This window comes from Candidatus Pelagibacter sp. HIMB1542 (assembly GCF_052047835.1).
Lineage (GTDB): Bacteria > Pseudomonadota > Alphaproteobacteria > Pelagibacterales > Pelagibacteraceae > Pelagibacter.
On sequence record NZ_JBNAJB010000001.1, the window covers coordinates 756,945 to 781,287 of the forward strand.

The 24,343-nt window shown below is 26.0% G+C and carries 24 protein-coding genes; 15 read left to right on the forward strand and 9 right to left on the reverse strand.

Annotated elements, in window-relative coordinates:
- Position 1 precedes the first annotated feature (1 nt).
- From aspS to ACTTBI_RS04180, 3 genes are read right to left on the reverse strand one after another with little or no spacing between them, the layout of a single operon-like run.
- Positions 2 to 1,786, reverse strand: coding sequence for an aspartate--tRNA ligase (gene aspS, locus ACTTBI_RS04170; RefSeq protein WP_440652702.1), 1,785 nt, complete (start codon positions 1,784 to 1,786; stop codon positions 2 to 4).
- The gene (locus ACTTBI_RS04175; RefSeq protein WP_440652704.1) at positions 1,787 to 2,449 is read right to left on the reverse strand and encodes a DNA replication protein; all 663 of its coding nucleotides are present in this window, start codon (positions 2,447 to 2,449) and stop codon (positions 1,787 to 1,789) included. It abuts the gene before it with no gap.
- Entirely contained in the window at positions 2,446 to 3,525 is a 1,080-nt protein-coding gene (locus ACTTBI_RS04180; RefSeq protein WP_440652705.1) for a hypothetical protein, read from the reverse strand. The genes ACTTBI_RS04175 and ACTTBI_RS04180 overlap by 4 nt, the downstream gene beginning before the upstream one ends.
- Before the next feature lie 11 nt (positions 3,526 to 3,536).
- On the opposite strand from ACTTBI_RS04180, the gene purM reads away from it, so the two are divergent.
- On the forward strand, positions 3,537 to 4,568 hold the full coding sequence (gene purM / locus ACTTBI_RS04185) for a phosphoribosylformylglycinamidine cyclo-ligase (RefSeq protein WP_440652706.1): 1,032 nt from the start codon (positions 3,537 to 3,539) through the stop codon (positions 4,566 to 4,568).
- Positions 4,543 to 5,124 carry a phosphoribosylglycinamide formyltransferase gene (purN, locus tag ACTTBI_RS04190; protein WP_440652707.1) on the forward strand — a complete coding sequence of 194 codons (582 nt, stop codon included), beginning with the start codon at positions 4,543 to 4,545 and terminating at the stop codon, positions 5,122 to 5,124. Before purM ends, purN begins: the two co-directional genes overlap by 26 nt.
- Here purN and ndk read toward each other — a convergent pair.
- On the reverse strand, positions 5,114 to 5,515 hold the full coding sequence (ndk, locus tag ACTTBI_RS04195; protein WP_440652765.1) for a nucleoside-diphosphate kinase: 402 nt from the start codon (positions 5,513 to 5,515) through the stop codon (positions 5,114 to 5,116). The two genes, purN and ndk, sit on opposite strands and share 11 nt — an antisense overlap.
- Position 5,516: 1 nt before the next feature.
- Positions 5,517 to 6,971, reverse strand: a complete 1,455-nt coding sequence (locus tag ACTTBI_RS04200; RefSeq protein WP_440652708.1) for a leucyl aminopeptidase — start codon at positions 6,969 to 6,971, stop codon at positions 5,517 to 5,519.
- 59 nt (positions 6,972 to 7,030) lie between these two features.
- Between ACTTBI_RS04200 and ACTTBI_RS04205 the strand changes: the two genes are divergently transcribed.
- Genes ACTTBI_RS04205 through rsmA form a run of 6 tightly spaced genes read left to right on the forward strand, consistent with a single transcriptional unit; the run spans position 7,031 to position 14,710 of the window.
- Entirely contained in the window at positions 7,031 to 8,167 is a 1,137-nt protein-coding gene (locus ACTTBI_RS04205; protein ID WP_440652709.1) for an LptF/LptG family permease, read from the forward strand.
- 3 nt (positions 8,168 to 8,170) lie between these two features.
- On the forward strand, positions 8,171 to 9,244 hold the full coding sequence (locus ACTTBI_RS04210; protein WP_440652711.1) for an LptF/LptG family permease: 1,074 nt from the start codon (positions 8,171 to 8,173) through the stop codon (positions 9,242 to 9,244).
- A gap of 2 nt (positions 9,245 to 9,246) precedes the next feature.
- Entirely contained in the window at positions 9,247 to 12,048 is a 2,802-nt protein-coding gene (locus ACTTBI_RS04215) for an LPS-assembly protein LptD (RefSeq protein ID WP_440652713.1), read from the forward strand.
- Complete coding sequence (locus tag ACTTBI_RS04220) at positions 12,035 to 12,970, forward strand: foldase protein PrsA (RefSeq protein WP_440652714.1); 936 nt, start codon at positions 12,035 to 12,037, stop codon at positions 12,968 to 12,970. Before ACTTBI_RS04215 ends, ACTTBI_RS04220 begins: the two co-directional genes overlap by 14 nt.
- A complete protein-coding gene (locus ACTTBI_RS04225; protein WP_440652716.1) occupies positions 12,960 to 13,928 on the forward strand; it encodes a 4-hydroxythreonine-4-phosphate dehydrogenase PdxA in 969 nt (322 codons plus the stop codon). Before ACTTBI_RS04220 ends, ACTTBI_RS04225 begins: the two co-directional genes overlap by 11 nt.
- Positions 13,925 to 14,710, forward strand: a complete 786-nt coding sequence (rsmA, locus tag ACTTBI_RS04230) for a 16S rRNA (adenine(1518)-N(6)/adenine(1519)-N(6))-dimethyltransferase RsmA (protein ID WP_440652718.1) — start codon at positions 13,925 to 13,927, stop codon at positions 14,708 to 14,710. Before ACTTBI_RS04225 ends, rsmA begins: the two co-directional genes overlap by 4 nt.
- Here rsmA and gmk read toward each other — a convergent pair.
- From gmk to fabD, 4 genes are read right to left on the reverse strand one after another with little or no spacing between them, the layout of a single operon-like run.
- The gene (gmk, locus tag ACTTBI_RS04235; RefSeq protein WP_440652720.1) at positions 14,699 to 15,331 is read right to left on the reverse strand and encodes a guanylate kinase; all 633 of its coding nucleotides are present in this window, start codon (positions 15,329 to 15,331) and stop codon (positions 14,699 to 14,701) included. The genes rsmA and gmk overlap by 12 nt on opposite strands.
- 8 nt (positions 15,332 to 15,339) lie before the next feature.
- Positions 15,340 to 15,579, reverse strand: a complete 240-nt coding sequence (locus ACTTBI_RS04240) for an acyl carrier protein (RefSeq protein WP_008544320.1) — start codon at positions 15,577 to 15,579, stop codon at positions 15,340 to 15,342.
- A gap of 48 nt (positions 15,580 to 15,627) precedes the next feature.
- The gene (gene fabG / locus ACTTBI_RS04245) at positions 15,628 to 16,365 is read right to left on the reverse strand and encodes a 3-oxoacyl-[acyl-carrier-protein] reductase (RefSeq protein ID WP_440652722.1); all 738 of its coding nucleotides are present in this window, start codon (positions 16,363 to 16,365) and stop codon (positions 15,628 to 15,630) included.
- Positions 16,362 to 17,288 carry an ACP S-malonyltransferase gene (gene fabD, locus ACTTBI_RS04250; protein WP_440652723.1) on the reverse strand — a complete coding sequence of 309 codons (927 nt, stop codon included), beginning with the start codon at positions 17,286 to 17,288 and terminating at the stop codon, positions 16,362 to 16,364. The genes fabG and fabD overlap by 4 nt, the downstream gene beginning before the upstream one ends.
- Before the next feature lie 86 nt (positions 17,289 to 17,374).
- Between fabD and rpsF the strand changes: the two genes are divergently transcribed.
- The 7 genes from rpsF (at position 17,375) to purF (ending at position 24,340) form a co-directional block, all read left to right on the forward strand.
- A complete protein-coding gene (rpsF, locus tag ACTTBI_RS04255) occupies positions 17,375 to 17,728 on the forward strand; it encodes a 30S ribosomal protein S6 (protein ID WP_262589557.1) in 354 nt (117 codons plus the stop codon).
- Positions 17,728 to 18,000 (forward strand): 30S ribosomal protein S18, encoded by a 273-nt coding sequence (rpsR, locus tag ACTTBI_RS04260; protein WP_440652725.1) that lies wholly within the window; start codon positions 17,728 to 17,730, stop codon positions 17,998 to 18,000. Before rpsF ends, rpsR begins: the two co-directional genes overlap by 1 nt.
- On the forward strand, positions 18,000 to 18,458 hold the full coding sequence (rplI, locus tag ACTTBI_RS04265; protein WP_440652727.1) for a 50S ribosomal protein L9: 459 nt from the start codon (positions 18,000 to 18,002) through the stop codon (positions 18,456 to 18,458). The genes rpsR and rplI overlap by 1 nt, the downstream gene beginning before the upstream one ends.
- 69 nt (positions 18,459 to 18,527) lie before the next feature.
- The gene (locus ACTTBI_RS04270) at positions 18,528 to 19,946 is read left to right on the forward strand and encodes a replicative DNA helicase (RefSeq protein ID WP_440652729.1); all 1,419 of its coding nucleotides are present in this window, start codon (positions 18,528 to 18,530) and stop codon (positions 19,944 to 19,946) included.
- Between the two features lie 20 nt (positions 19,947 to 19,966).
- On the forward strand, positions 19,967 to 22,360 hold the full coding sequence (locus ACTTBI_RS04275; RefSeq protein WP_440652730.1) for an efflux RND transporter permease subunit: 2,394 nt from the start codon (positions 19,967 to 19,969) through the stop codon (positions 22,358 to 22,360).
- A complete protein-coding gene (locus ACTTBI_RS04280; protein WP_440652732.1) occupies positions 22,360 to 22,905 on the forward strand; it encodes a CvpA family protein in 546 nt (181 codons plus the stop codon). The genes ACTTBI_RS04275 and ACTTBI_RS04280 overlap by 1 nt, the downstream gene beginning before the upstream one ends.
- Positions 22,859 to 24,340 carry an amidophosphoribosyltransferase gene (gene purF, locus ACTTBI_RS04285; protein ID WP_440652733.1) on the forward strand — a complete coding sequence of 494 codons (1,482 nt, stop codon included), beginning with the start codon at positions 22,859 to 22,861 and terminating at the stop codon, positions 24,338 to 24,340. Before ACTTBI_RS04280 ends, purF begins: the two co-directional genes overlap by 47 nt.
- Positions 24,341 to 24,343 lie beyond the last annotated feature (3 nt).

Sequence of the window (24,343 nt, forward strand, 5' to 3'; positions counted from 1 at the left end):
TTTATTTTTTATTTTTTAAAGACAAGTTCAATTCCTTTAATTGTTCAGGATTTACTTCAGATGGAGCATTCATCATCAAATCCTGTGCATTTTGGTTCATTGGAAACATTGTTACTTCTCTAATATTTTTTTCATTAGCTAACAGCATAACAATTCTATCGATTCCAGGGGCAATACCCCCGTGAGGTGGAGCACCATAACTTAATGCATTTATCATACCACTAAATTTTTCATCTACTTGCTGCTTATCATAACCAGCAATTGAGAATAACTTATACATAAGTTCAGGTTTATGATTTCTTATAGCGCCAGAGGATAATTCAATACCATTACAAACAATATCGTATTGATAAGCCAATAGTTCTAGAGGATTTTCAAGTTCTTTTTCTGTCAAATCACCTTGCGGCATAGAAAATGGATTATGACTAAATTCAATTTTATTGGTTACTTCATCTCTTTCAAACATTGGATAATCAACTATCCAGCAAAACGCGAAAATATCTTCATTAATTAAATCTAAATCTTCTGCAATTTTATTTCTTGCCTGAGAAGTTATTTTTTCTAATTCATTTTGTTTGCCACAAGCTAGAAAAATACTGTCCCCTACTTCTGCATTAGTTAATTTCATTATTTCTAGCAATGCTTCTTTGGTGAAAAATTTTCCTATAGGTCCTTTACCAGATAACTCAGTATCTTTTTCAAATGTAAAATAAGCCAAACCTGATGCTCCTTGTTCTTTGGCCCATTTATCAATATTATCAAAAAAGCTTCTTGGTTTGTCTTTTGTGTTTTTTGTTATTATGCATCTTACTCTTGAACCAGATTTTACTAACTTTTTAAATATTTCAAAAGATACATCTTCTCTTGTAAATATTTCAGTAATATCATTTATTATAAGTGGATTTCTTAAATCAGGTTTATCACTTCCATACTTTAACATTGCTTCTTTATAAGAAATTCTTGGAAACTTATCGTTTAATAATTTTTTATTCGAAAATGTTTTAAAAGTATTAACCATTAATTTTTCAACAACATTAAAAACATCTTCTTGTTCTACAAAAGACATTTCCAAATCTAGTTGATAAAATTCACCTGGGCTTCTGTCTGCTCTTGCATCCTCATCCCTAAAGCAAGGGGCTATTTGAAAATACTTATCAAAACCAGATACCATAATTAGTTGTTTAAATTGTTGTGGCGCTTGAGGTAACGCATAAAACTTCCCTGGATTTAATCTACTTGGAACTAAAAAATCTCTAGCACCCTCAGGACTAGAGGATGTTAGTATTGGTGTTTGGAATTCCAAAAAACCTAATTTAGTCATTTCATTTCTAATGTGTGAAATAACTTTTGATCTTAAGATTATATTTTCATGTATTTTTTTTCTTCTTAAATCCAAAAATCTATATTTTAATCTTATTTCCTCAGCATACTCTTGATCACTGAAAACTGGCATTGGCAATTCTTTGCAAGAACCTAGTTCTTCGTAAGTATCAATTGTTACTTCAATTTCACCTGTCTCTATTTCTTTGTTAATTGTATCTTCAGATCGAGCTACAACCTTACCTTCTATTTTAACTACAGTTTCTAATTGAGTTTTTTCTAAGTTTGTAAAATTTTTGTTATCTTTATTAATAATACATTGTGTGACACCATAATTATCTCTTAAATCTATGAATAATAAATTGCCATGATCTCGTTTTTTATTGATCCAGCCTGAAAGAAATACTTTTTTATCAACGTCTTCATTTCTTAATTCGTTACAAGTATGTGTTCTATATTTGCTCAATTAATCTCCTAAAGCTTCTTTAATAATTTTAAAATCGATTGGTTTTTTCTTTTTTAAACTAATTTCGTCGATCTTATATATGAATTCAGATATTTTGCCATAGGATCTATCTATTCTTTTTATAATGAAATCTATTAATTTCTTATTTATTGATATCTGACGATCAGAAAGATTTTTTAATATTAGAGCGTATAATAAATCATCCTCTGGTTTATCAATCTTTGATATAATAAAATTTTTAGCTCGAGAATTTAAATCATTTAATTCAAAAGTGTAATCAACTATGGGTTTGGTTGAAGTAACAATTAAGTATTTGTTGTCTTGCTCAATATTGTTCAAAAAAGTATATAATAATTTTTCATCAATATTTTTATTTAAATCTTCAATAACTATATTTTCATAGATTTTAATTTTTTTTAAATATTCATTGCTAATATCAGCTGCGTTTATTTTAATACCTTTAAATTTATGTAAAAAAATATTAATTAAATGAGATTTTCCAGAGAATTTTTCGCCAATTAAATTAATAAAATTTTTTTCCCATTTAGGCCAACTATTCAATAATAAAAATGAAAATTCATTAGATTTTGATACATAAAAATCCTGATCCTGAAAGTTTTGTTCATAATCAAATTTTAAGATTTCTTGATTTAAAGATTTCATTCTAATACCCAAATTTTATTTTTGATTTCAAAAAAAAAATCATAATCTTTCATCACATTTAAGAACTGATCTCGGGTACCATTAAATATTACTTTATAAATGTTTTTATTATTATCAAATTTAAATATATTGAATTTATTAACCAATTCTATACTTGAAAGTGTTTCTTCAAACTGATCAATTTTAATTATATTGCTATTATCAACCGATATAGTCAGATCCAATTTAATTGATGTATTTATTATGTTTTTTGATTTCCAATAATCTTCAAAAACTGTTTTTTGTTTATCTATGAATTTTTTTAAATCTTCTAAATTTTCTAAATTTATATTTTTGAATTTAAAATTTTTTAAATTTTGGTTCTTGTTAAATACTATTTGATTAAGTACTCGGATTTCTTGATTATTTTTAAAAACAATCATAAAAATAAAATCTTCAAAATTATATTTTTTTGAAATTTCTCCAAAATCAAAATCTTCTAAATTGTTAATATTTTTTTTAATTAAATTATAATCATCGATATCCTCGTTTGGTAAAATGTAATTTAGTTGATGGTATTTTTCTTTTTTAAAATTCCAATTTTTAAATAATTGACTTTCTGAAAAAAGAAATATTTCATTTTTTTCTTCATCTACTTCTATTGGAAAAAAAATTAAATCTTTTTTAATAATAGATGAAGGAAATACATTTTTTTTTTCTAATAATTCAAAAAAACTTTTTTTATTAAATTCTACATTTAAAGTAAGATTATATATTTCATCAATAAAACTTTCTTCAACGATCGAAAATGTTTCAACTAAACTTTTAACTTCTTTGGTTGAAGAATTTTGAAGTTTTTTTTGATATTTGCTTTGAGCAATCGTAAAGATAAGTTCCTCATATGCTTCAACAAAACCTCGATTTATTATCTTATTTTTGTCAAATGAGGCATTAAATGGAGATGAAATTTCAATTTCTTTTATAGAAAATGTTTTTGCAACACTAATTTCTGTGGAAAAAAAAATATTTAATAAAGCAAGAAATAGAAAAAGATTATATAAACTTCTCTGTTTAATTAATTTTGAAAAACACCTCATATAATATTGTAATGAATAATAAAAATTTTACCTATAAAAAAAGTGGTGTTAACATTAAAGCCGCTGATAAGTTTGTAAATTTCATTTCATCAGTATCATCAAAAAAAAGGGGCAAAAAAAAGTTTTCTAATATTGGGGGCTTTGGTTCTATTTCAAATATCCCAAGCAATATAAAGCAACCTCAAATAGTTGCTTGCACAGATGGTGTGGGTACTAAAATTGAAATAGCTAATTCTTTAAATAAATTTGATACAATTGGTATTGATCTTGTAGCAATGAGTGTGAATGATTTAATTGTTCAAGGTGCAAAACCTTTGCTTTTTTTAGATTACATTTCAATAAATAAGATTGACTTAATTAAACTTAAATCTATCATTAAAGGAATAGTTAAGGGCTGTAAACTATCAGATTGTGAACTTGTAGGTGGAGAAACAGCAGAGATGCCTGGCACTTATTCAAAAGGTAAATTTGATATAGCTGGTTTTGCTGTTGGTATTGTTGGTAAAAATAAAATCTTAAATAAAAATAAAATCAAAAAAAATAATTTAATATTAGCAATTCCATCTAGCGGATTACATTCAAATGGGTTCTCACTTGTAAGGTATTTAATAAATAAAAAAAAAATGAATATAAATAAAAATAAATTTTTAAAATCAGAACTTTTGAAACCAACAAAAATATATGTGAAAGAAATAATAAACATAATTTCAAAAAATCTTATTAATGGTTGTGCAAATATCACAGGGGGAGGACTTGCGGATAATATCAAAAGAGTTATTCCTGATAACATGGTAGCAGATATTGATTTAAACAAAATTAAAACTTTAAAAATATTTAATTGGCTTAAAAAAAATGGAATACCAGAAAATGAAATGTTAAAAACATTTAACTGCGGTGTTGGTTTTTGTTTAATTATCAACAAAAAAAACTTAAAAAAAATTCAAAGTTATTTTCCTAAAGATTACAAACCATATGTAATTGGAAAAATTATAAGTGGTAAAAATAAAGTAAAATTAAATGGTTCTATCAACTGGAAAAAATAAAATAAAAGCTGCAGTATTTATCTCTGGAACAGGTAGTAATTTAAAATCACTTATTAAGTTTTCTAATTTAAACAAATCACCTATTTCTATTAACCTAATTATTGCTGATAATAAGTTAGCTAAAGGTTTGAAGTATGGAGATATTTTTAAAATTAAAAAAAAAATAATTTATTTCAAAAATAGAGAAATAGCTGAAAAAAAAATATTTAATGAACTTTCAATAAACAAAATTGAATTAGTTTGTTTGGCGGGATTTATGAAAATACTTTCTAAAAATTTTATTAAAAATTTCAAAGGGAAAATTTTAAATATTCACCCCTCCTTGTTGCCAAAATATAAAGGTTTAAATACTCATCAAAGAGCTATAGAAAATAAAGATAAATACTCTGGATGTACCGTACACTTTGTGAATGAAAAACTAGATTCTGGAAAAATAATTCTTCAAAAGAAGGTTAATATTTTAAAAAAAGATACTCCAGTTAGTCTTGCTAAAAAAATTTTGGCTCAAGAGCATAAATTATATCCAAAAGCTATTATGAAAATTTTTAGTCTTTAAAAAAGAAATCAATTTCAATTTTGGCATTTTCCACACTGTCAGATCCATGAACAGAGTTTTTATCAATTGAAATCCCATATTTCTTTCTAATTGTGCCTTCTTCAGCATCTTTAGGATTTGTTGCTCCCATCAATTCTCTATTACCTAAAACTGCGTTTTCTTTTTCAAGCACCATTACTACTATCGGACCTGAAGATAGGTATTCACATAAATCATTATAAAATGGCTTTGTTTCGTGAACTTTGTAAAAATTCTCAGCCTCAGATTTTTCAATTTGAATTTTCTTCTCTTTTAAAATTGAAAAACCATTATTTTTAAACATTTCTTTTATTTCATTATCTAGGTTTCTCTCTACCGCATCAGGTTTTATAATTGATAAAGTTTGTTCGATATTACTCATATTTGTCCTCTATTAGTTTATTTAATAATCTTACTCCATAACCAGTAGCTCCACCCGAATTTAATGCCCCTCCATATTTAGAGAAAGCCATTCCAGCTATATCTAAATGAGCCCATGGTGTTCTGTTTAAAATAAATCTTTGCAGAAATTGAGCTGCAGTTGTTGAACCTGCTCCTCCAACATAATTTATATTTTGCATGTCAGCATTTTTGGAGTCTATTAATTTATCAAAATTTTTATTTAAAGGCATTCTCCAAACTTTTTCCTCAACTTTCTCACCTGCTTCTATTAATTGTTTTGACAAATTATCATCATTTGAAAATAATCCTGCATATTCTGATCCCAATGAAACAATAATTGCACCAGTCAAAGTAGCCAAATCAATAATAAATTGGGGTTTAAATTTTTCTTCAGTATAAGTAAGTGCATCTGCAAGAACAAGTCTACCTTCAGCATCTGTATTCAAAATTTCAACTGTTTTTCCACTATAAGATTTTACTATATCGCCTGGTCTTTGAGAATTACCACCAGGCATATTTTCTACTAATCCCACAACACCTACGGCATTTACTTTAGCTTTTCTAAGAGCTAAACTTTTCATCAATCCAACTACAACTGCAGAACCAGCCATATCATAAGTCATGTCTTCCATAAATTTAGCTGGTTTAAGTGAAATTCCTCCAGTATCAAAACATACCCCTTTACCAACAAACGCTAAGGGCTTAGAATTATCTTTTCGGCCCTTCCATTCCATGGTAACTAAGTATGATCCTCTTATACTTCCTTGACCTACGCCTAATAAAGTATTCATACCTAATTTTTTTAATTTTTTTTCATCATAAATAGTTATTTTTAATCCAATTTTTTTTAATAAACTTAGTCTTTTTGCATATTCATCTGGATGCAAAACATTGCCAGGTTCTGAAACTAAATCTCTTGAATAAAAAGTTCCCTCTTCTATAGATTTAAATTTAAGTAGTTCTTTTGATGTAGGTTTATTTTTACCATTTACTTCTATAATTAAATTTACTTTACTTTTTTTAGTCTTGTATTTCTCAAATTTATAAGATTTTAATTTTATTCCATGAACAAAATGTCCGATAATATCACTTTTACTTTCAGAGATAGTATCAGTGTTTATGCTGAAATTTTTTATTTCAGATGATTTAAAAAAATCGTAGAATTTTGCACCTAGATTTTCTAGTTCTACACTGACCATATTTTTTTTTAAAGAAACTAAAGTTATCTTAACTTTAGAGCTAATATCAAAACTTGAGATTTTTTTTTTAACTTTGTTGTGTTTCATTAATTCTGAAATAAAATTATACTCCTTGAGAGAAATATACTTTTTTAATTTATCAACATTATATTTCTCATCTACAAATAAGACTTTATTTACTGAATTTTTTGAAGATAGGAATTTATTGTATTTTACTTGGACACTCATAATTTTAAATTCTATACGCTGAAAGAGAATGTTATATAAGAATATATTAACGTATTTCAATGAAAAAAATAATTTTTAGAAAGTTTTTATTTGATTATCTAAAGTTTTTCTTAATAGCTCTCATTTCATCTGCAACAGTGATTTGGGTTTTCCAAGCTGTGAATTTTTTAGATATTATGATTGAAGATGGAAAGGATTACTTTGTTTATATTAAGTATTCTTTACTTAATTATCCCAAAACTATTAGTAGGATATTCATTTTTGTTTTATTTTTTAGTCTTTACTATGTGACAATAAAATATGAACTTAATAATGAATTAATTTTATTTTGGAATTTTGGAATAAATAAGATCAAACTAGTAAATTTTATTTTTAAAATATCAATCTTTTTGACAATTTTTCATATATTTTTAAATTCTTTTGTTGTTCCCCACACTCAAATTCATGCAAAATCTTTATTAAAAACATCTGAAATTAATTTTTTTGATAATTTTATAAAGGGTAAAAAATTTAATGATACAATTAAAGGTTTAACAATTTATGCAGAAGAAAAAGACAATAGTGGTGAATTAAAAAATTTATATATTAAAAGAGAACTTGATGAACAACAGTTTCAAATAACATATGCAAAGAGAGGTGAATTTGATATAATAGGGAATATTCCCCTACTTGTTTTATATAACGGTGCAACAATAACTTCTGAAAATAGCAGTGTTACAAATATCTCCTTTTCTAAATCAGATTTTTCTTTAGCAAACTTAAAATCTAACACGGTGACTTACGTTAAAACACAAGAGATGCATTCCTCAAAACTTATAAAATGTATTCAGAATATTTACAATTTAACTGATAGGTTAAATTCATCAGATAATATTATTGAAAACTGTAATATTAAAAATATTAGAAATGTACTTAAAGAAGTTTACAAAAGATTTATTGTGCCTTTCTACATACCTGTTGTTAGCATCATCTCACTTATGCTTATCATTTTATCAAAAGAAAATCCTAAATATCAAAAATTAAAAATAACAATTTTTTTAATTGGATTTTTTATTATTTTATTTTCAGAAACAACTAGCAGACTCATATCGAATAATATTTTTGAAAATATTTTATTATTTTTGATTCCACTATTGTTAATATTTTTGTCTTATATGTTTTTGTTATTTAAATTTAATAAAATTGAGAAAATTTAAAGTATGAAGGTATATATTAAATTTATTTCAATAATTTTTTTTAAATCTCTTATTTATGTTCTGTTTATTATGAGCTGCTTAGTTTTCTTACTTAATCTTCTCAATGAATTAGAATTTTTTAAAAATAAATCTGTTGAAATTGTATATCCTTTATTTTTATCTATGTTGAATACACCATCTCATCTTTTTGAATTGTTTCCATTCGTATTACTGATCACCGTGCAACTTTTTTTTATTAAGTTATTTGAAAATAGAGAGATAGATATATTTAAATATTCTGGTCTTAAAAATTCTAAAATAATAATTATTTTAAGTGTTCTATCACTTTCAACAGGATTTCTTGCTGTTTCTTTATTTTATAATATTTCTTCTGGTTTAAAAAATTTATACATTGAAATTAAATCACCGTATACTAGTGATAATGAATATCTTGCAGTAATCACTAAAAATGGACTATGGATTAAAGATAAGATTAAAAATAATATTATGATTACAAATTCATCCTATATTGAAAATCAAATGTTAATTAAAAATTTCATTACAGAATTTGATGAAAATTTTAATGTTATAAGAAATATTCAAAGTGATGAAATTGATATTTCTAATGAAAATTGGATTATTTATGATGCTAAAATTTATAAAAAAAACAATTATGTAATTCAAAAAAAACTTGAATTGAAAACTAACTTTAATTTGCAAAGAATTAAAACTTTGTACTCAAATTTGTCATCCTTAAATTTGATTAAATTATACGAATTAAGAAAGAACTATAAAAAGCTAAATTATTCAATAATTGACATAGATCTTCATTTATTTAAAATTTTACTATTTCCTTTGTTTTTATTTTTAATAGCTCTATTTTCTTCGTTAATAATGTTAAATATTAAAGAAATAAAAAGCACAACATTCAAAATTTCAACGGGTCTCTTTTTATCTGTAATTATTTACTACTTAAATAATTTTTCATATGTTTTAGGGAGTACTGAAAAAATACCTATATTCATATCTGTTATCTCTCCATTAATAGTTTTAACATTTATTAATTTAATGATGTTAAATAATATTAACGAAAAATAAAAATGATTAAAATTTATCTAATTTTATTATTTAGTTTCATTCTAACTTCTAGCGCTATTTCTCAAGAACAATTTAACTTTGACGTTATAGAAATTGAAATAGTTGAAAATGGAAATAAATTTATTGGAAATAAAAAAGGTAAAATTACATCTAATAATGGGATTATCATAACAGCCAATAAATTTGAGTATGATAAAAATTTGAATATTTTAAATGTAACCGGAAACGTTGAGATCAATGATGTAATAAATGATTACGTAATTTTTTCTGAAAAAGCAACTTACAATAAAAAACAGGAAAAAATAACTACCGAGATAAACTCTAAAGCCATAAGTTCAAAAGATAATATAGTGATTACAGCCAATAAATTTGAGTATGATAAAAATTTGAATGTAATTTTAGCTAAAAATAATGTTGAGTTAGAGGACAAAAATAATAATTTTAAAGTTTATTCTGATATTGCGGAGTACCATAAGGATAAAGGGGAAATTTACTCCAGAGATAACGCTAAAGCTATAAACTTAGAAGATAGGAGTACAATCAATGCAAAATATTTTGATTTTTACATCAATAAAAATAAAATTGTTGCAAGAGAAAATGTAATTTTAGAAAATAAAAAAAAAGATTACAAACTTTTCTCTGATTTCTTAACTTATTATAAAAAAAATGAAAAAATAGAGTCCAGAGATACTTTGGCTTTATTTCAATCAAAATATAAATTTAGATCTAATAATGTTATTTTATACAAAAATTCAATGGAGTTTTTATCTAATAACAAAACTATTATAACTGATAATTTCAATCTATATAACCTTTCAAGTTTTAAATATTTGGTTAATCAAAAATTATTAAAAGGTGAAAAAATATCTATAAATTCCAATTACAAACTTCCTTTTTCAGATAAGTTTTATTTCTCTAATGGCATTATTAATCTCGAGACAAATGATTTCATTGCAAAAGACACCGAAATTGAAACTAAAAAAGATATATTTGATAATTCACAAAATGACCCAAGAATAAAAGGAGTGTCATCAATAAATAATGATAAAGTAACAATAATTAAAAAGGGCGTTTATACTAGCTGTAAAAAAAATGATGGATGTCCTCCATGGTCAATTAAATCAAGTGAAATTAAACATGATAAAAATAAAAAAGAAATACATCATAAAAATTCAATATTAAAAATATATGATATACCTATTCTTTATTTTCCTAAATTTTACCATCCAGATCCATCAGTCAAAAGAAAATCTGGTTTTTTACAACCCACACTGAATAATTCAAACGTTCTAGGTAGCTCATTTGCAATACCTTATTTTTATGCGATATCTGAAAGTAGTGACCTAACAATTGCACCAACTATATTTGATAATGATAATAAATTAATTCAAAATGAATACAGATCTGTTGGAAAAAATTATGAATTTACATCAAGTTTTGGACATGGAATAGATTATTTTTCAAAAAACCTAAATAAAAAAAAGAATACAACATATTTATTTTCCAAACTTGATTACAATTTAAATTTAGATGGATTTAAAGAAAGTAAATTAAACTTTAATATTCAAAAAATAAATAACGATACCTTTTTGAAGGTATTTGATAGCGCACTTTTAGAAGAAACTAGTCTGTTGATACCCTCAAATGCTAGTGTATTAAGTACAAGTTTAGAGGCAACTCTAAACAAAGAAGATTTTACTTTTAAAACAGGATTTGAAAGTTACGAAACGTTAAGTAAAAGAAGCAGTGATAGATATCAATATATCTTACCTTACTACAAATTTAATAGAAACATACTATCAAATTTTAAATATGGAACTTTTAATTTCAATTCTGATGGTAAAAACGACTTAAGTAATACAAATCAACTAAAAACTGAAATATTAAATGATATATCCTTTAAAGGTTTTGACTATTTTTTTTTGAATGGGTTTAAAAATAATTTTCAGATTAATGTAAAAAATATAAATTCTGTGGGTAAGAATGCAGCAAATTATAAATCAAGTCCTAAAGTTGAACTTTCAAGTATATTCAATTTACAATCTAGTTATCCTTTAGAAAAAACATATAACGATAAATTAAATATTTTAACTCCTAAAGTCTCATTAATGTTTAATCCTGGTGATATGAAGGATCACAACTCAAGCAAAAAAGTAATAAATGCTAGTAACTTATTTTCTATAAATAGAATGGGTTTAAGTAATACTTTTGAATCTGGAAAATCATTAACAATAGGGCTTGATTATAAAAAAGAATTACTAACTGATGTTAATAAATTTTTTGAATTAAAACTTGGAGCAGTTTATAGAGATAAAAATGAAAACTTTATTCCTCAAAATACAACTTTAAACAAAAAGCAATCAAATATATTTGGATCAATAACAAACAAATCTTCAGATCAATTTCAATTAAAATATAATTTTGCTTTAGACCGAAATACTAAAGACTTACAATACAATGATTTAAATGCAACTTTTTCACTGAATAACTTTGTAACTAATTTTGGATTTGTTAAAGAAACAAAAGATATGGGAAATCAAAATATAATCAGTAACACGACTACATTTAATTTTGATGAAAATAATTCTTTGAATTTTCAAACTAGAAGAAATAGAAAAATAAACTTAACTGAATTTTATGATTTAGTTTACGAATATAAAAATGATTGTTTAGTAGCGGCTATTAAATACAATAAGACATTTTATGAGGATAAGGATTTAAGACCAGCTGAGAACCTATTTTTTACAATTACATTATTTCCACTGACAACATTTGAACAAAAAGTAGACAATGAGCTTTATTAACTTGCTAGTAAAACTAATTGTAAAATTGTTTATTTTTATACTCTTAATTAAGCCTGTTTACTCAGTAGAAAATAAAATTTTATTTAAAGTAGATAATGAAATAATAACCTCAGTGGATATTATAAATGAAGTTGAGTATTTAGAACTTATAAATAAAAATTTAAATCAATTATCAAAAGAAAAATTGTTTGAAATTGGTAAAAATTCAATAATACGTGAAAAGGTAAAAAAAATAGAATTATCAAAATACTTCGAAAATTTTGAGGTAAACGAGAAATATTTAGACTCAATATTTTTAAATTTTCTGAGAAGATCAAATATAAAAGATAAAAAAGAACTTGAAAATATTTTGAAAGAAAAAAACTTAAATTTTGAATCAATAAAAAATAAATTAAAAATTGAAATTTTATGGAACCAATTAATAGTGAATAAATATTCAAAAGATATAAAAGTTAACAAAAAAGATATCAAAAGAAAAATCTTAGAGGATAATATTCAAATAGAGTTCTTGCTTTCTGAAATAGTTTTCAAGTTGGAAACAAATGAAAATTTAGATGAAAAATTTAAACTAATTAAAAATGAAATTAACACTAAGGGCTTTTCAAATTCAGCGTTAATATATAGTATTTCAGATACCTCAAAAAATGGAGGTAATTTGGGTTGGATTAAAATAAATGCACTTAATAAAACAATAAGAGATATTATTCAAAAAACGAAAATTGAAGAAGTTACAGAGCCTATTATTATACCTGGTGGGTTTTTGGTATTAAAAATTAATGAAGTAAGACAATCAAAAATTGTGAATGATATAGATAAACAGGTTGAATTAATTGCTAACGAAACTGCAAATAAACAACTAAATCAACTTGCTAACATTTATTATAATAAAATAGAAAAAGAAACTAAACTCAATGCTTTTTAAGTCTCCAATAATTATTGTACCTGGTGAGCCAAAAAGTATTTTTATGGAATTATTCTTTAAATCATTAAAAAAAATTAAAGTTAATAATCCAATAATTTTAATTGCATCTAAAAAATTATTAAATCAAGAGATGAGAAAGTTTAATTATAAAAGAAAAATAAAGATAGTAGACCAGAAAAATTTAAATTATAAACAGCTTAAAAATAATTTTATTCATTTAATTAATGTAGATGAAAATATACTTGATAATGATCAAAGTATAAAAAAAAAATCAAATGTATATTTGAACAAATGTTTTGAAATAGCTTTTGAAATAATTAAAAAATATAAATTAAAAAAATTCATAAATGGCCCAATAAATAAAAAAAGTTTTTTAGACAAAAAATTTTTAGGAATGACCGAGTTTATTTCTAATAAATTTAAGATTAAAAAAAATGCAATGTTAATTTATAATAAGAATTTATCTGTTTGTCCATTGACTACTCATTTGCCAATTAAATTTGTAGCAAAAAAAATTAACAAAAAAATCATTTTAGAAAAAGTTCAACTAATTCATAACTTTTATAAAAGTAAATTTAAAATAAAACCAAAAATTGGAATTCTTAGTCTAAATCCTCATGGCGAAAGTATAGATAAATTTAATGAAGATGAAAAAATAATAAAACCATGTGTTAAATATTTAAGAACTAAAAATTACTTTGTAAATGGTCCTGTATCCGCTGACACTGCATTTTTAAAACAAAATAGAGGAAGATATGACGTTTTATTAGGCATGTATCATGACCAAGTTCTAACTCCTATAAAAACTTTATTTGAATACGATGCTATAAATATAACACTTGGTTTACCATTCTATAGAGTAACACCAGATCATGGTCCTAATGAAAAAATGATAGGCAAAAATACATCCAATCCCTTAAGTTTAATTCAAGCAATAAGATTTTTGGATAAGAATTGATAATAGCAAAAAAAAGTCTAGGTCAAAATTTTTTAATTGATAATAAAATCATAGATAAAATTATTAATTATATCAATATCAAAGACAAAATTGTACTAGAGGTTGGTCCTGGAACGGGAAATCTTACTGGACCTATTTTAAAAAAACAACCAAAAAAATTTTATGTTGTTGAAAAAGATAATGACCTAGCAATACAGTTAACAAAAAAATTTTATGACAAAATAAAAGTTATAAATAATGATATACTAAGTTTTGATGAAAATTTATTAATTAAAGACAAAGTTATTGTTTTTGGAAATTTACCTTACAATATCTCAACTGAAATATTAATTAAATGGATAATTAATTTAAAAAATAGTTTTTGGTTTGAGTGTATGATTTTAATGTTTCAAAAAGAAGTGGCAGATAGAATAATAGCTAATATCAACAATTCTAATTATGGAAGATTATCTATACTTAGCAATTGGAAGCTAAACATTAAAAAAATTTGTGATGTTTATCCTGCAAGTTTCAAGCCTCAACCAAAAATTGACAGCACGTTGCTTTTCTTTACACCAAAGAAAAATTTTTATAAAATTAATAATCCTAAAAATTTAGAAAAAATTACCAGAATTTTTTTTAGCAATAGACGAAAAATGTTGAGAAAACCATATAATAAATTGTTTAACGGTGATTTGAGGGTTTCGGAAAAATTAAATATTAACTTAAATTTAAGACCACAAAACTTAAGTTGTGAAACTTATTTTAAATTAACTCAAGAATATGAAAATTTATTCAGTTAATTTTTCAACATGATTTCTTATAAAATTTAAATCGTAATCTTTAGAGCCATTATTAATTTCAGCATCTATCAAATTATTAATTTTGTTAAAACAAGTATCGATGTCGTCATTAATTACAACATAATCATAATTTATCCAATGCAGTACATCTCGCTCAAACTGATTCATTCTTTCTTCAGCAATTAATTTGTCTTTCATATCTCTATTTGAAAGTCTTTCAAATAAAACTTCCTTACTTGGTGGTAAAATAAAAAAAGTAATAAGCTTGTAATCAAGTTTTTTATTTTTTATTTGATCTGCTCCCTGCCAGTCAATATCAAAAAGAACATTCTTTCCGTTATTTAATTTATCTATAACTGGGGTTCGTGTGGTGCCATAATAATTTTTAAATACTTTAGCGTATTCTAAAAATTCTTCATTTTTAATAAGTCTCTTAAATTCTTCTTCACTTACAAAATAATAGTCTTTAGAATGATTTTCTTTAGATCGAGGTTCTCTAGTGGTGTGTGAAATAGAAACTTCAAAGTTTTTTTTTTCAGATAATAATTTAACTAGTGTAGTTTTGCCTGCTCCAGACGGAGAAGACAAGATTATCATTACCCCATCGTTCTCTGAGGGCATTGAAAGAACTAATTAGCTTTTCCTTCGATAAACTTAACTGCATCTCCTACAGTTAAAATTTTCTCTGCTTCGCTATCTGAAATTTCAGATCCAAATTCTTCCTCAAAAGCCATCACTAATTCAACAGTATCTAAACTATCAGCTCCTAAATCATCTATAAAACTTGATTCTTCCGTTACTTTTGCTTCATCTATACCTAAGTGATCTGCTACAATTTTTTTTACTTTGCTTGAAACGTCTTCTGACATATTGATCCTTTTTGTTATAATTCGTTAATAGTTTAAATAGCTATTTTGTCAAGCCATATACATGCCACCATTAACATGCAAGGTTTCGCCATTTATATAGCTTGATTGATTAGAGCATAAAAAACCCACAGCATTTGCAATGTCATCAGGCTCTCCAAGACGTGCTGAGGGTATTTTTGATATAATTGCTTCTTTAAACTTTTCATCTATCTTATCTGTCATTTCAGTTTTAATGAATCCTGGCGAGATACAATTAATATTTATATTTTTTTTAGCATATTCAATTGCTAAACTTTTAGACATTGCCACTATTCCTGCTTTTGATGCAGTATAGTTGGCTTGACCTAAATTTCCTGTATGACCTACAACAGAAGTAATATTAACAATTTTTCCAGATTTATTTTTTAACATTTTTTTTATGGCAAATTTACTCATCAAAAATGTCGACGTTAAATTAATATCAATTACCTTTCTCCATTCATCCAAACTCATTCTGATTGCCAAGTTATCTTGAGTAATACCAGCATTATTAACAATACAATCCAAACTACCACCAAGTTCTTTTGTTGCATTTTCAATGAATTCCTCAATTTTTTCACTTTGAGATATATCAAACCTTAAAATATTTATTCTTTCGAATTCTTTTTTTAATTCTTCGAGTTTCTCAATTCTTGTTCCTGAGGCTAAAATATTAGCACCACTTTCATATAATTTTTTTACAATAGAATTTCCTATTCCTCCAGATGCACCTGTAACTATTATATTTTTATCTTTTAAATCATTCATATTTTTAAATTTTCAACATCTTCTATACTATTTATCGTATTAATTTTAACTTCTCTATTAATTCTTTTTACCAAACCTGACAAAACTTTCCCAGGTCCAATTTCTATAAAATGATCTACATCATTATTTATCATATTTAAGACACTTTCTCTCCATCTTACTCTATTTTCAATTTGTTTTATTAAAAGTAATTTTAAATCTTCAGAAGTTGAAATAACTTCAGCTGTTACATTTGATATCAACTTATTACTTCCATCAGAAAATAAAATCTTATTTAATTCTTCTGTCATAATTTCTGTTGCCTTACTCATAAGACTACAGTGAAAAGGAGCACTAACTGGAAGCTTTATATTTTTAATAGAGTTTCCTTTTAATACTTCAATTAATTTTTCTAAATCTTCAGTTTTTCCACTTAAAACTATTTGCCCTTCTGAATTATCATTTGCTATTTGTGCTATAAATCTGGATTCATTATCTTTTAGTATCTTTTCTATAATCTCAACAGTTGATCCAAGAACTGCAACCATACCACCCTCGCCCTTTGGCACAGAATTCTGCATAGCATCACCTCTGATTCTTAAAATTTTTAATGTTTCTGCAAAGTTTAAATATCCGGCACAAGATAAAGCAGAATATTCACCTAAAGAATGCCCTGCAAAATATTTTGCTTCATTTAAATCAATATTAAATTCTTTTTTAATAACTTTAAATATAGAATAGCTTATTAAAAAAATTGCTGGTTGAGTGTTTACAGTTAAATCAAGCTCTTCTTTAGGCCCTTCTAATATTAGCTTTGATATTGAATAATTTAATGTCTCATCTGCCTCTTTAAATAGGCTTTTCACAAGCTCAAATTTATCGTAGAACTCTTTTCCCATTCCAACTATTTGAGATCCCTGACCTGGAAATATTACTGAAAACATATAAAAATATTACTAATTTTGTGTTTTTATCTATTGTAATTGAACTTTTATAATAGTATATCCTCACTTTTTATTAAAGAACTTAAATGAACTTATACGAACATACTATAATAGCTAGACAAGATACATCTCCAAGTGAGTTAAAGCAGTTAACTGAAAAATATTCTAAAATTGTAGAAAAAAATGAAGGTGAAGTTGTAAAAACTGAAAACTGGGGCCTTCTAAACCTTTCTTATCTAATTAAGAAAAATAAAAAAGGAAGCTACATTCACTTTAAGATTAAAGGTAAAGGTAAAGTGGTTGAAGAGTTAGAGAAAAATGAAGCTATTGATAAAAAATTACTAAGATATCTTACTGTTAGAGTAAAAGAATTTGATTTAGATACTAACTACTTTGGAAAAAAAGAAGATAGTGAAAATAAAGAAAGTGCTAAAAACTAATGCCAAAAAGACAAAGTGGAAATAAAAAAGGAAAACAAAGCAATTTTGCAAAACTAAGTATTTTCCAACCAAATAAATATAAATTTAAAAAAACTTGCCCACTTTCAGTAAAAGGTGCTCCTAAAGTTGATTACAAAAATATCAAACTTTTAAAAAGATATGTTTCTGAAAATGGTAAAATTTTACCATCAAGAATTACAAATGTTTCTCAAAAGAAACAAAGAGAATTATCTCTATCAATTAAAAGAGCAAGAAATCTAGCACTATTATAATGAAAGTTATTTTATTAGAAAACGTTAAAAGAATTGGGTCTGTAGGAGAAGTAATAGACGTAAAAAGAGGTTTTGCTAGAAACTTTTTGATTGCAAATAAAAAAGCTCTTTATGCCTCTAAAGAAAATATAAAAGAAGTTGAAAAAATAAAAGCTGATTTATCTAAAAAAGACAATGAGAGAAAACAAGAAGCAGCTAAAATAGCAGAACAAATCAATAATAAAGAATACTCAGTTCAAAAATTAAGTACTGAAAATAACGAACTTTATGGTTCTGTTAAACCAACTGAAATTTCTAAACTTATTCAAGAAGAAAATAAAATTGAAATCAAGCCTTCAATGATACAACCAGTTGAAGAAATTAAATCTTTAGGAAAATTTAAAGTTAAGATTTCTTTACACTCAGAAGTTGATGCTGAAATAATTGTTAATGTTACATCAGCAGATACAATTCAATAATTATACATTCTTTTCAACAGCTAAAAATTAAAATTTAAATACTAAATTTTTTTCTATAGATTCATAAATATGGAAAGCAATTTAAGTATCGTTAAAGATAAATTCAAAGAATTACCAAACAACATTGAAGCAGAACAAGCTGTAATTGGCTCGATACTAGTGAGTAACGATATTTTTGATGAGGTTAATACAATTATTTCATCTATTAATTTTTATGATCCTATGCATCAAAAGATATTTGATGCTATTGAAAGCCTTATCTATAAAGGTATGCTTGCCAATCCCATAACTTTAAAAAATTATTTTGAAGATGAAAAAGATGACATTAATGTTCCAGAGTATTTAGTTAAAGTAACTAAATTTTCTACACCTGTAAGACAAGCAGTAGAATATTCAAAAATAATATATGATATGTTTGTCAGGCGTGAATTAATAAAAATTTCTGAAGAAACTATCGATAGTGCTAAACTTAATGACCTTGATACTAGCGGTCAAACTATAATAGAGAATTCTGAAAGACAGTTATTTGATTTAGCTGAAAAAGGATCTTTTAGCTCTTCACTTATTAAATTTGACGATGCCATGAAACAAACTATAGAGATGGCTTCAGCTGCATATAAAAATGAAGAAGGAATTGTCGGAGTTCCAACCGGGCTCAGAGACTTAGATGATAAACTTGGAGGTTTACACCAGTCTGATTTAATCATTATCGCAGGTCGTCCATCAATGGGTAAAACTTCACTTGCTACAAATATTGCATTCAATGCTGCTCAAAAATTACAAGATAGTGGCAAAAAATCTTCTATAGCTTTTTTCTCTTTAGAAATGTCATCTGAACAACTTTCAACTCGTATAATCTCAGAACAGGCAAGAATCAGCTCAAACGATATAAGAAGAGGGAGAATTTCTGATGATCAATTTGATAAATTTCTTGAGACTTCTAAAAATATAGCTGAACTTCCACTTTATATTGACGAAACACCAGCAATTAGCATTGCAGCACTAAGTAACAGAGCAAGACGAATTAAGAGACTATTTGGATTAGATATGATCGTGGTTGATTATATTCAATTAATGAGAGGAACAACTTATAATAAAGATGGTAGAGTTCAGGAAATCTCTCAAATTACGCAAGGGCTAAAAGCAATAGCAAAAGAACTAGCTGTTCCAGTTGTTGCTTTATCACAGTTATCAAGACAAGTTGAACAAAGAGATGACCACAAACCTCAATTGGCAGATTTAAGAGAATCAGGTTCAATCGAGCAAGATGCGGATGTTGTAATGTTTGTTTACAGAGAAGGATATTATCTATCTAGAAAAGAACCAAGAGAAGCAACTGTAGAACATGCTGAATGGCAAGCTAAAATGAATGAAGTAGCACACTTAGCTCAAATTATAATTGGAAAACAACGACACGGTCCAATTGGCAATATTACACTTGAGTTTGAGGAAAGATTTACCAAATTTAAAGATACTCAAACTAATTAATTTCCAATATAAAAGAGCTAATGCTAGCTGAAATGTATCAAAACTTAGTTTTAAAGAACCCGAAGGCAATATTTGTATTTCTTATTATTTCTATTTTAAGTTTTGGATATTATTCTAAAGATTTCAGGTTAGATGCTTCTTCAGAAACGTTGTTAATTGATGGAGATCCAGACCTAGCATACTTGCAGGAAATTAATGAAAGATATGGTTCTAAGGAATTTTTAGTTCTTACCTACACTCCTAATGAAGGAATGGTTACAGACTCCTCAATCAATAATCTATTGAGCATAAAATACAAAATTCAAAGTTTAGATTGGGTTCATAGTGTTATTACACTTTTAGATATACCGCTTTTAAATAATTCAGACGCACCTCTCCAGGAAAGATTAAAAAGCTTTAAAACTTTAAAAGATGAAGAAGTGGATAGAGAAAGAGGATTTAGTGAAATTTTAAACAGTCCTGTCTTTAGAAATTTTGTAATTAGTGAAGACGGTAAGACAAGTGGGATTATTGTTAACATCAAACAAAATAAAAAATTAGAAGATATTGAAAATAAATCTAGAGAGGAAATTGAAAATTATAAAGATCAGATAAAAAAACAAAATCATCAAAACATTTTAGAAATAAGACAAGTAACCCAAAGTTATGGAGATGTTGGAAAAATTTACTTGGGTGGAATTCCAATGATTGCAGATGATATGATGACTTTTATCAAAAGTGATATCATTGTATTTGGTATTGGAGTTTTGTTATTTATTATAGCAACACTTTGGTTTGTATTTAGAAATCTAATTTGGATTATAGTTCCTATCAGCAGTTGTTTTTTCTCTGTAATTATTATGATGGGGCTGCTTGGATTACTTGGATGGAAAGTAACTGTTATTTCATCAAACTTTATTGCCCTGATGCTTATTCTCACAATGGCAATGAATATTCATATGAGCACCAGGTTTCTTCAGCTTAAAAAAAATTTTCCAACAAAAAATAACTTTGAAATCATTTCCTTAACAACGAGTAAAATGTTTTGGCCTATATTGTATACAGTTTTAACAACAATTTTAGCTTTCTTATCTTTAATCTTTAGTGAAATTAAACCCATTATAGATTTTGGTTGGATGATGACTTTTGGCTTGATTACATCATTTATAATTACTTTTACTTTGCTTCCTACTCTTTTAAGTTTTACCTCAACTGGAAATATATCTTTAAAAAAAGAACAAGATTCTAAAATTACATTAATACTTGGTTCAATTTCTTTAAATAATAAATTTACAATTTTTTCTACAACTGGAATTATTATTGTCTTAAGTGTAGTTGGAATTAGTAAACTCGAAGTTGAGAATAGCTTTATAAATTATTTTGATAAAAACACTGAAATTTACAAAGGAATGAAGCTAATTGATGAAGAACTTGGTGGAACTACACCTTTAGAAGTTATTTTAAAGTTCCCTAAAAAAGAAGAAAAGAAATCAGAGGAAGATGATGAGTTTGAAGATTGGGGAGATGAAGAAGACACAAATGATGAAAAATATTGGTTTACTAAAGATAAAATAGATAGAATTGCATCAGTTCATAATTATTTAGATAGTCTTCCACAAGTTGGAAAAGTTTTGTCTTTTTCATCAATTATTGATGTAGCAACACAACTGAATAACAATAATCCACTTGGTACTTTAGAGATGGGAGTATTATACTCAAAGATACCTGAAAGTATTAAAACAGAAATAATTGATCCATATTTATCAATAGAAAATAATGAAGCTCGAATTAGTCTTAGAATAATAGATTCTCAAGAAAATTTGAGAAGAAATGACTTAATTAATAAAATTAATTTTGATCTAGAAAATGAACTAGGATTAGAAAAAGATGATTACAAATTAGCAGGTGTATTAATATTATTTAATAATTTGTTACAAAGTTTATTTAAGTCACAAATTTTGACACTAGGTTTGGTTATGATTGGTATTTTCTCAATGTTTATTATTTTATTTAGAAATATTAAACTTTCATTAATTGGTGTTGTGCCGAATTTTATAGCTGCATTCTTCATTTTAGGAATTATTGGTTTGTTAGGAATACCATTAGACATGATGACTATCACGATAGCTGCCATCACAATCGGAATAGCTGTTGATAATAGTATTCATTATATCTATAGGTTCAAAGAAGAATTTGGTAAATTAAGAGATTACAATAACACATTAAAAAACTGTCACTCAACAGTTGGAGTTGCAATTTTAAATACCTCGATCACAATTGTTTTTGGTTTTTCAATTTTAGTATTATCTAAATTTATACCAACAATTTATTTTGGATTGTTTACAGGTCTTGCTATGTTGCTTGCAATGATATCAGTATTAACTTTGCTGCCAGCATTGATATTGGTGGTTAAACCTTTTGGTAAAGATGCTTAATGGTAGATGCTCTTAAAGATTTTTTTGAAGCATCCTCTATTATTGACTTAATCTATATCGCAATAACAATATGGTCTTTAATTAGTTGTTATAGAAAAGGATTTGTCTTAAGCATCCTTTCAATGGCAAAATGGCTCCTGGCCTATATTATTACACTAATTTTATTTCCACGTATAAAACCTTATGTAAAAGATATAATTGACAATGAATATGTTCTCGATATTGGACTTGGAATTGCAATATTTATAGTTGTTATCTTTTTAGTATTATTAGTTAACAAAGGTATCAGTAAAGCAATAAAATATACTGGCATTGGTGGCTTGGATACAACCTTCGGATTCTTTTTTGGGTTTATAAAAGCATATATTGTATGTGTATCTATTTTTTCTGGAGTACATATTGTTTATAACTACGATAAATGGCCAATTAATTTAGATAAATCATACGTCTTTCCATATTTGAAAAAAGGTAGTAGTTATCTTGTTGAAGAATTTCCTAATGAAAAAACATATCAAGAGTCTAAAGAAAAAATTGAAGATATTTGATCCAAAACTAAAAGAAGAATGTGGAGTATTTGGCATAAGCAATGCAAAAGATGCCTCTGCTTTAACAGCTTTAGGTTTGCACGCACTACAACATAGAGGTCAGGAAGGATGTGGAATTGTTACTTTTGATGGCGAAAAATATTATTCGGAAAAAAGATTTGGCTTAGTTGGAGATAATTTCAATAAAGAAAAAGTTCTAAAAAACCTTAAAGGTAATTATGCTATTGGACATAATCGATACAGTACTACTGGTAATAATATTTTAAGAAATATTCAGCCTTTTTTTGCAGATACTAACGCAGGTGGAATTGGGGTATCTCACAACGGAAATTTAACAAATTCAATATCTTTAAGAAACAAACTCGTAGAAGAAGGAGCAATTTTTCATACTACTTCTGATACAGAGACTATTGTTCAGTTAATTGCCAAATCTAAAAGATCAAAAACAATTGATAAAGTTATTGATGCTATATTCCAAATCCAAGGAGGATACGCATTGGTAATGATGACACAAAAATCTTTGATAGGTGTAAGAGATCCATATGGAATAAGACCATTGATGATTGGAAAACTAGGAAGTAGCTATGTGCTAGCGTCTGAAACATGTGCATTAGATATTATTGGAGCAAAATTTATAAGAGAAGTTGAGAACGGTGAAATAGTGTTAATTGAAGATGATGAATTAACTAGTATTAAGCCCTTCCCTCCAAAAAAAGTAAGACCGTGTGTGTTTGAATATATTTATTTTTCAAGACCAGACAGCTTACTTGATAATAAAACAGCTTATGAGCATAGAAAAAACTTAGGAAAAGAACTTGCAAAAGAAAATAATGTTGAAGCAGATATAGTGGTTCCTGTACCAGACTCTGGTAATGCTGCAGCTCTCGGTTTTGCTCAACATTTAAAAATGAATTTTGAACATGGTCTAATTAGAAATCACTATGTTGGAAGAACCTTTATTGAGCCAAGTCAGCAAATTAGAAGTTTGGGTGTAAAGTTAAAATTAAATGCAAACCAAAGCACAATTAAAGATAAAAAAATTATTTTAATTGATGACTCGTTAGTTAGAGGAACTACATCTTATAAGATTGTTAAAATGCTATATGATGCGGGTGCAAAAGAAGTTCATGTTAGAATTGCTTGTCCTGAGATCAAATATCCAGATTTTTATGGTGTGGATACCCCAACTAAAAAAGAGTTATTAGCAGCAAATAAAACAAATGACGAAATCTGCGAATACATAGGAGCAAAATCACTTAAATTTTTATCTATTGATGGATTATATAGAGCAATTGGTTTTGACAAAAGAAATGAGGCTTATCCTCAATTAACTGACCATTATTTTACAGGAGATTACCCTGTCAAACCTGTTGATGAATTAGGAGATAATAAAATAACTCAACTTTCATTATTAAGTACAGCATCTAATAATTAAAAT

Bases quoted from the DNA above. Each gene is read 5' to 3' on its own strand.
- ACTTBI_RS04175 (WP_440652704.1), bottom strand. From the start codon at position 2,449: ATGAAATCTTTAAATCAAGAAATCTTAAAATTTGATTATGAACAAAAC.
- ACTTBI_RS04180 (WP_440652705.1), bottom strand. From the start codon at position 3,525: ATGAGGTGTTTTTCAAAATTAATTAAACAGAGAAGTTTATATAATCTT.
- purM (WP_440652706.1), top strand. From the start codon at position 3,537: ATGAATAATAAAAATTTTACCTATAAAAAAAGTGGTGTTAACATTAAA.
- purN (WP_440652707.1), top strand. From the start codon at position 4,543: ATGGTTCTATCAACTGGAAAAAATAAAATAAAAGCTGCAGTATTTATC.
- ACTTBI_RS04200 (WP_440652708.1), bottom strand. From the start codon at position 6,971: ATGAGTGTCCAAGTAAAATACAATAAATTCCTATCTTCAAAAAATTCA.
- ACTTBI_RS04205 (WP_440652709.1), top strand. From the start codon at position 7,031: ATGAAAAAAATAATTTTTAGAAAGTTTTTATTTGATTATCTAAAGTTT.
- ACTTBI_RS04210 (WP_440652711.1), top strand. From the start codon at position 8,171: ATGAAGGTATATATTAAATTTATTTCAATAATTTTTTTTAAATCTCTT.
- ACTTBI_RS04215 (WP_440652713.1), top strand. From the start codon at position 9,247: ATGATTAAAATTTATCTAATTTTATTATTTAGTTTCATTCTAACTTCT.
- ACTTBI_RS04220 (WP_440652714.1), top strand. From the start codon at position 12,035: ATGAGCTTTATTAACTTGCTAGTAAAACTAATTGTAAAATTGTTTATT.
- ACTTBI_RS04225 (WP_440652716.1), top strand. From the start codon at position 12,960: ATGCTTTTTAAGTCTCCAATAATTATTGTACCTGGTGAGCCAAAAAGT.
- gmk (WP_440652720.1), bottom strand. From the start codon at position 15,331: ATGCCCTCAGAGAACGATGGGGTAATGATAATCTTGTCTTCTCCGTCT.
- ACTTBI_RS04240 (WP_008544320.1), bottom strand. From the start codon at position 15,579: ATGTCAGAAGACGTTTCAAGCAAAGTAAAAAAAATTGTAGCAGATCAC.
- fabG (WP_440652722.1), bottom strand. From the start codon at position 16,365: ATGAATGATTTAAAAGATAAAAATATAATAGTTACAGGTGCATCTGGA.
- fabD (WP_440652723.1), bottom strand. From the start codon at position 17,288: ATGTTTTCAGTAATATTTCCAGGTCAGGGATCTCAAATAGTTGGAATG.
- rpsF (WP_262589557.1), top strand. From the start codon at position 17,375: ATGAACTTATACGAACATACTATAATAGCTAGACAAGATACATCTCCA.
- rpsR (WP_440652725.1), top strand. From the start codon at position 17,728: ATGCCAAAAAGACAAAGTGGAAATAAAAAAGGAAAACAAAGCAATTTT.
- rplI (WP_440652727.1), top strand. From the start codon at position 18,000: ATGAAAGTTATTTTATTAGAAAACGTTAAAAGAATTGGGTCTGTAGGA.
- ACTTBI_RS04270 (WP_440652729.1), top strand. From the start codon at position 18,528: ATGGAAAGCAATTTAAGTATCGTTAAAGATAAATTCAAAGAATTACCA.
- ACTTBI_RS04275 (WP_440652730.1), top strand. From the start codon at position 19,967: ATGCTAGCTGAAATGTATCAAAACTTAGTTTTAAAGAACCCGAAGGCA.
- ACTTBI_RS04280 (WP_440652732.1), top strand. From the start codon at position 22,360: ATGGTAGATGCTCTTAAAGATTTTTTTGAAGCATCCTCTATTATTGAC.
- purF (WP_440652733.1), top strand. From the start codon at position 22,859: ATGAAAAAACATATCAAGAGTCTAAAGAAAAAATTGAAGATATTTGAT.